Genomic DNA, 6,221 nt, shown 5'->3' with positions numbered 1-6,221 from the left:
AGGCGGGGCGGGTCTGCGGGAGGGGGCGGGGGGTGGGGCAGGGGACGCCCCGCGCCTCCTACGCCGCCCTCTGTCCCGCCTGCAGATGCCAGAGGGAGGCGTAGAGGCCGTCCCGGGCGAGGAGTTCGGTGTGGGTGCCCTGTTCGGCGACCAGGCCGCCCCGGTCGAGGACGTGGATCCAGTCCGCGTCGCGGATGGTCGACAGCCGGTGGGCGATGATGATCAGGGTGCGGTTCTCGGCGAAGGCGCGCAGGGTGCGCTGGATGGCGGCCTCGGTCTCGTTGTCCACGGCGGAGGTGGCCTCGTCGAGGACGACGACGGGCGGGTCCTTGAGGATGGCGCGGGCGACGGCGAGGCGTTGTTTCTGGCCGCCGGACAGGGCCGCGCCGCGTTCCCCGATGAGGGTGTCGTAGCCGTCGGGCAGGGCCTCGATGAAGGAGTGGGCCTCGGCCATGCGGGCGGCGCGCTCCAGCTGGGCGTCGGTGGCGTCGAAGCTGCCGTAGCGGATGTTGTCGGCGATGGTGCCGTCGAAGAGGAACGGGTCCTGGGCGACGAAGCCGACGGCGCCGCGCAGTCCGTTCCGGGACAGGTCGCGTACGTCGCGGCCGTCGAGGAGGACCCGGCCGGAGTCGGTGTCCTGGAAGCGCATGAGGAGTTTGGCGATGGTGGTCTTGCCGGAGCCGGTGGGGCCGACGATGCCGGTGACCCGGCCCGGCGCGATCCGCAGGGAGAGGTCCGTCAGGACGGGCGGGCGGCCGGGGTAGGCGAAGGTGACGCGGTCGAGGGTGACGGCGCCCTTGACGTCGGCCCGGTCGACGGGATGGTCGGGTCCGGCGGGTTCGGTGGGCAGGGTGTGCAGGTGGCGTACGCGGTCGTGGGCGGCGAGGGTGCGCTGGTACTGGTCGACGATGCCGCCGAGCCGGGTGAGCCGGAGGAGGACCTGCTGGGGCAGTCCGATGAGGGGGCTGAACACCTCGAAGGGGAGGGTGCCGTTGAGGACGGAGCGGCCGCCGAGGAGGAGGGTGCCGGTCATGGAGGCGGTGGTGACGGCGCGGACGGTCTCGGCGTGACGGACGGTGGAACGGTCGGTGCGGTGGTTGCTCTCACGGCACACCTCGCCGAGGGCGTGGACGCGCTGTGCCTCGTACTCCTCGGTGCAGAAGCTCTTGACGGTGGCGCCGGCCTCCAGGCTGTTGACCAACTGGCTGTGGAGGGTGGCCTTGTGTTCGCTGGAGACGGCGTAGTCGGCGGCGACGCGGTCGTGGTAGTGGAAGGACAGCCAGGCCACGACCGGCATCGGCAGGAAGGCGATCCAGGCGATCTGGGGTGCGAGGAGGAGGAAGGCCGGCACCAGGACGAGGAAACTCGTGGCGAGTTGGACGACATCGTTGGCGGACGTGGCGAAGAACGCGCCGAGCTGGGCGACGTCCTCGGTGAGGACGCCCGCGACCCGGGTGGTGCGTTCGCCTTCCAGGTGGCGCAGTTCGAGTCGCTGCACCTGGGTGTAGGTGGCGCCCCGCCAGTCCTGCTGCACGTCCTGGCCGAGCCTGCGCCATTCGACGCCCGCGGCGTAGGACAGGGCTGCCACGGCGGCGCAGGCGACGGCGGCTGCCCCGGCGAGGAACCACAACTGGGACGAGGCGGTGGTCAGTCCGAGGGCGAGCAGGGGCGCTGCCTGGCCCTTGATGAGGACGAGCGCGATCCAGCCGAGGAACAGTCCGAGGGCGACCTCGGTGAGCTGGCACAGGGTGGACAGGCCGGAGGCGAGGCAGAGCCGGGGCCGGTGCGGTCCGACGAGGTCGAGCAGGGAGCGCAGGGAGGAGGCGGGGCGGGGCGGTGACGTCTCGTCGGCGGGTGGGGCGGCGCCGCCGGCCGCGGTGGTCACGGCCCGGCGTACGACGAGGACGGTGGCGGTGACGACGGCGCCGAGGACGGCGAGGGGTCTGCGCAGCAGTTTGCCGGGGCCGAGGGCGAGTGCGGCGACGGTGGCGCCGCCGGCGAGTGCGAGGGTCCGGCCCGGGGAGTGCGCCTCTCGGGTCCGGCCCGGGGAGTGCGTGCCCTGGTTCCCGGTGGGCTGTCCGGCCGATTCCGCCGCCCGTGTCCCCGTTTCGGATTTCCCGGTGGACCTGGGGCGGGCGCAGCGGAGAACGGCCGTCAGTGAATTCCTGAGGATTCCGCCGATCTCGGCGGTGCCGAGTGCGGGGTCGTGGAGGACGAGCACGCCTCCGGTGACTTCGCTGACGCGTGCCGTTTTGATGCCGGGAGTTTTCTCCAGCACCGCGGCGAATACGCTCGCGAGATGTCTTTTCCCCACCATTTCGGGAATCTTCCAGCGCTGCCGCCCGGGAACTGCGGAGCACATTGTCACCAGCATGGTCATTGTCAGGGGATCCCCGAGGTCTTTCCGTGGAGCGGGTGGGGCGTGGGTGTTCAGTGCGCCTTGCCGGAGGCGGCCGCGGGCGGGCGCTTGGCCGGGGCCTTGTGGTGGCCGTCGGCCGAGGAGGTCTTCGCGGGTGCGGCGGCCGGTTCCGCTTCGCGACCGCCGTCGCCGCTCGCCATCTGGGCGGCGACGACTTCGGCGGTGACCTCGGCGGCGAGGTCCTGAAGTCCCTCGCTCGCCTCGTGGGCGGCGCGCTTGACTTCGAGGACGAGTCCGACGGAGGTCTTCACCAGGCCGCGCATCAGGGGTTTGACGACCCTTTTGGCGAGGGGCGCGGCGATGAGACCGATCAGGAACGGGGGAACTACAGGCGGCATGACGCACACCCCTTCTTTTATTTCCTTTTAAATTGTTCGCGGTTCATTTGTTCCAGAGTGGGCCGCCGGGGCCATTCCCTCCGACCTGCGCGAACGGCCTCAGGCTATCGGAGCCGGTACGCCAGGAACCAAGCCGAGACCGGGCCTGTCACCCGTAAGAGTAAGGGCGCGGCAAAAAACCGACGAGTTCCGGCCAGCAGGACGGAAACCCCCAGGTCCGACCAGTGACGGCGACCGCCGGAAACAGGCGGCCACACCCCCACCCTTCCCCATGAATTTCACAGAGCGTGCAGCATACAAGTGGCCGGGAAAAGAACCCCTTCGAACGGCCGCACTCCACCCGGACACGTCGGAAGCATTGACGCAGACATGAACGCGCCCTATCTTCTGGCCGAAGTTACGAACTATGTTCGAAATTACGGACAAGGGACGGTCCTGTATGCCTCGGATATTTCGTCGGCACCCCGGCTTGCCCGCACGGCGCCGCAGACCCCTGCTCGTCTGCGTGCTGGCGCTGCTGGTGGCCATGGTCGCGGCGACCCAGCCGGTGTCCGCGGCGGACGGCCGCCCGTACACCAACCCGCTGAAGTCGTTCAAGGGCGCCGACCCCTGGCTGGAGTACTACGACGGCAACTACTACCTGATCACCACGACGTTCACCGGCATCCTCGGCATCCGCAAGTCGCCGACGCTGGCCGGTCTGGCCACCGCGCCCAACGTGCAGGTGTGGTCGGACACCACGTCCACCCGCAACACCAACATCTGGGCGCCGGAGCTCCACCAGTTCAACGGCCACTGGTACCTGTACTACTCGGCCGGGCAGAGCGGGGTCTCCTGCTGCGACTCCCAGCGCACCCATGTGCTGGAGAGCGCCGGCACCGACCCGCTGGGCCCGTACACCTACAAGGGTTCGCTCACCGGCTCCAACCTCACACCGGGCGGCTGGCTGATCGACGCGACGGTGCTCCAGGCGAACAACAACCTGTACCTGGTCGGCAGCGGTTTCATCAACGGCAGCAAGCAGAGCCTGGTCATCGCGCCGATGAGCAATCCGTACACGCTCTCCAGCAACACCTTCACGATCATCTCCAGCCCCACACTGAGCTGGGAGACCTCGGGCGCGGCGGTCAACGAGGGCCCGGAACCGCTGTATCACGACGGGCGTACGTTCCTGACCTTCTCGGCGAGCTACTGCACCACGGCCGACTACAAGCTGGGGCTGCTGGAACTGACCGGCTCCGACCCGCTCAGCGCGTCGTCGTGGACGAAGACGCAGTCGCCGGTCTTCCAGCGCAGTGACGCGAACGGGGTCTACGGGCCCGGCCACAACGGCTTCTTCAGCTCGCCGGACGGCACCGAGAACTGGATCGTCTACCACGCCAACGACTCCACCAGCGGCGGCTGCGGCAACGGGCGTACGACGCGGGCGCAGAAGTTCACCTGGAACGCCGACGGCACCCCGAACTTCGGCACACCGGTCGCCCTCGGCACCTCGCTTCCCGGCCCGTCCGGCGAGACGGCGACGACCCCGACGTCGTACACCCTCGTCAACCGCAACAGCGGCAAGTGCCTGGACGTCGACGGCGGCAACACAGCCGACGGCACGAACATCTTCCAGTGGACCTGCAACGGCGGGGCCAACCAGAAATGGAAGATCGAGGACCTCGGCGACGACACCAACAGGCTGGTCAACGTGGCCACCGGCAAGGTCGCCGACATCGCGGACTGCGCGAGCACCGACGGCACGGACATCCGGCAGTGGTCGTGGCTGAACAACAAGTGCCAGCGGTTCCGGCTGGTGTTCACCGCCACCGGTGACTACGTCCGGATCGTCAACGAGTCCACCGGCAAGGTCGCCGACGTCGCGAACTGCGGTACCGCGAACGGCACGGACGTACGGCAGTGGACCTGGCTGAACAACAACTGCCAGCAGTGGCGCCTCGTGCCCACCACCTGATCCCCGCACCCCCTCTCCTGTCCCCCTTCCCCTGGAGAACTCCCTTGAGACGCAACGCCGTACGGCTGCTCATGGCCGTCCTCGTCGCCCTCGCGGCCGTCCTCACCGGCGTGGGCTCCCCCGCCCAGGCCGCCGTGCCAGACTCCCCCGCCGTGACGTACACCAACCCGATCGCCGAGAAGCGGGCCGACCCGCACATCTTCAAACACACCGACGGCTACTACTACTTCACCGCCACCGTCCCGGAGTACGACCGCATCGTGCTGCGCCGGGCGACGACCATCCAGGGCCTCGCCACCGCCACGGAGGTCACCATCTGGACCAAGCACTCCAGCGGTGTCATGGGCGCGCACATCTGGGCGCCGGAGATCCACTTCATCGACGGCAAGTGGTACGTGTACTTCGCGGCCGGGTCGACCTCCGACGTGTGGGCGATCCGGATGTACGTCCTCGAGGGCACCGGCTCCAACCCGCTGACCGCGACCTGGACCGAGAAGGGCCAGATCAAGACCACCTGGGAGAGCTTCTCCCTGGACGCCACCACCTTCGTCGTGAACGGTGTCCGCTATCTCGCCTGGGCGCAGCGCAACCCGTCCGAGGCCAACAACACCAGCCTGTTCATCGCGAAGATGTCCAACCCCTGGACGGTGTCGGGGACTCCGACGGAGATCTCGCAGCCGACGCTGTCCTGGGAGACCGTGGGCTACAAGGTCAACGAGGGGCCGGCGCTCATCCAGCACGGTGACAAGGTGTTCCTGACCTACTCGGCGAGCGCCACGGACGCCAACTACTGCCTGGGCATGCTGACCGCGTCCGCGACGGCCGACCTGACGAACGCGGCGTCCTGGACGAAGGGTTCGTCGCCGGTGTTCGCGTCGAGCGCGGCGACCTCGCAGTACGGGCCGGGCCACAACTCCTTCACCGTCTCCGAGGACGGCAAGTCGGACATCCTCGTCTACCACGACCGCAGCTACAAGGACATCACCGGCGACCCGCTGAACGACCCCAACCGGCGGACCCGGGTGCAGAAGGTGTACTGGAAGGCCGACGGCACGCCGGACTTCGGGATCCCGGTGGCCGACGGGGTCACCCCGCAGCGGTTCTCCTCGTACAACTTCCCCACCCGGTTCATCCGGCACTGGGAGTACCGGGCCAAGATCGAGGCGAACGTCAGCCCGCTCGCGGACTCGCAGTTCCGGGTCGTGACGGGGCTGGCCGGCACCGGCACGGTGTCGCTGGAGTCGACCAACTTCCCCGGCTACTACCTGCGGCACAAGAACTTCGAGGTGTGGGTGGAGAAGAACGACGGCACGTCGACGTTCGCCTCCGACGCCAGCTTCTACCAGCGGTCCGGGCTCGCCGACTCGGCGGGGATCTCGTACGAGTCCTACAACTACGCGGGCCGCTATATCCGGCACTACAACTACCTGCTGTACGTGCAGACCCCGAGCACCACGACGGACAAGGGGGACGCCACCTTCTACGCCCAGTGAGGAGCCCGGCGGCA

4 protein-coding genes are annotated in these 6,221 nt (G+C 68.8%); 2 read left to right on the top strand and 2 right to left on the bottom strand.

What is annotated here, in order from left to right; all coding sequences use genetic code 11:
• Window positions 1–58: 58 nt before the first annotated feature.
• On the bottom strand, window positions 59–2,317 hold the full coding sequence (locus ACLZN2_RS11925; RefSeq protein ID WP_416978367.1) for an ABC transporter ATP-binding protein: 2,259 nt from the start codon (window positions 2,315–2,317) through the stop codon (window positions 59–61).
• A gap of 113 nt (window positions 2,318–2,430) precedes the next feature.
• Complete coding sequence (locus ACLZN2_RS11920) at window positions 2,431–2,757, bottom strand: DUF5132 domain-containing protein (RefSeq protein ID WP_416978366.1); 327 nt, start codon at window positions 2,755–2,757, stop codon at window positions 2,431–2,433.
• Between the two features lie 526 nt (window positions 2,758–3,283).
• Here ACLZN2_RS11920 and ACLZN2_RS11915 point away from each other — a divergent pair.
• Together ACLZN2_RS11915 and ACLZN2_RS11910 are read left to right on the top strand one after the other, a co-directional pair.
• Complete coding sequence (locus ACLZN2_RS11915) at window positions 3,284–4,714, top strand: family 43 glycosylhydrolase (protein ID WP_416978447.1); 1,431 nt, start codon at window positions 3,284–3,286, stop codon at window positions 4,712–4,714.
• Between the two features lie 71 nt (window positions 4,715–4,785).
• The gene (locus ACLZN2_RS11910) at window positions 4,786–6,207 is read left to right on the top strand and encodes a family 43 glycosylhydrolase (RefSeq protein ID WP_416978446.1); all 1,422 of its coding nucleotides are present in this window, start codon (window positions 4,786–4,788) and stop codon (window positions 6,205–6,207) included.
• Window positions 6,208–6,221: the final 14 nt, after the last annotated feature.

It is taken from the genome of Streptomyces sp. T028, from assembly GCF_048159505.1.
In the GTDB taxonomy this organism is placed as follows: domain Bacteria; phylum Actinomycetota; class Actinomycetes; order Streptomycetales; family Streptomycetaceae; genus Streptomyces.
Note: the sequence above shows the minus strand (reverse complement) of the source record. Positions and strands in the feature narration are given on the sequence as shown.

Coding starts and splice junctions, on each gene's coding strand:
- ACLZN2_RS11925 (WP_416978367.1), bottom strand. CDS start 2,317: ATGGTGGGGAAAAGACATCTCGCGAGCGTATTCGCCGCGGTGCTGGAG.
- ACLZN2_RS11920 (WP_416978366.1), bottom strand. CDS start 2,757: ATGCCGCCTGTAGTTCCCCCGTTCCTGATCGGTCTCATCGCCGCGCCC.
- ACLZN2_RS11915 (WP_416978447.1), top strand. CDS start 3,284: ATGGTCGCGGCGACCCAGCCGGTGTCCGCGGCGGACGGCCGCCCGTAC.
- ACLZN2_RS11910 (WP_416978446.1), top strand. CDS start 4,786: ATGGCCGTCCTCGTCGCCCTCGCGGCCGTCCTCACCGGCGTGGGCTCC.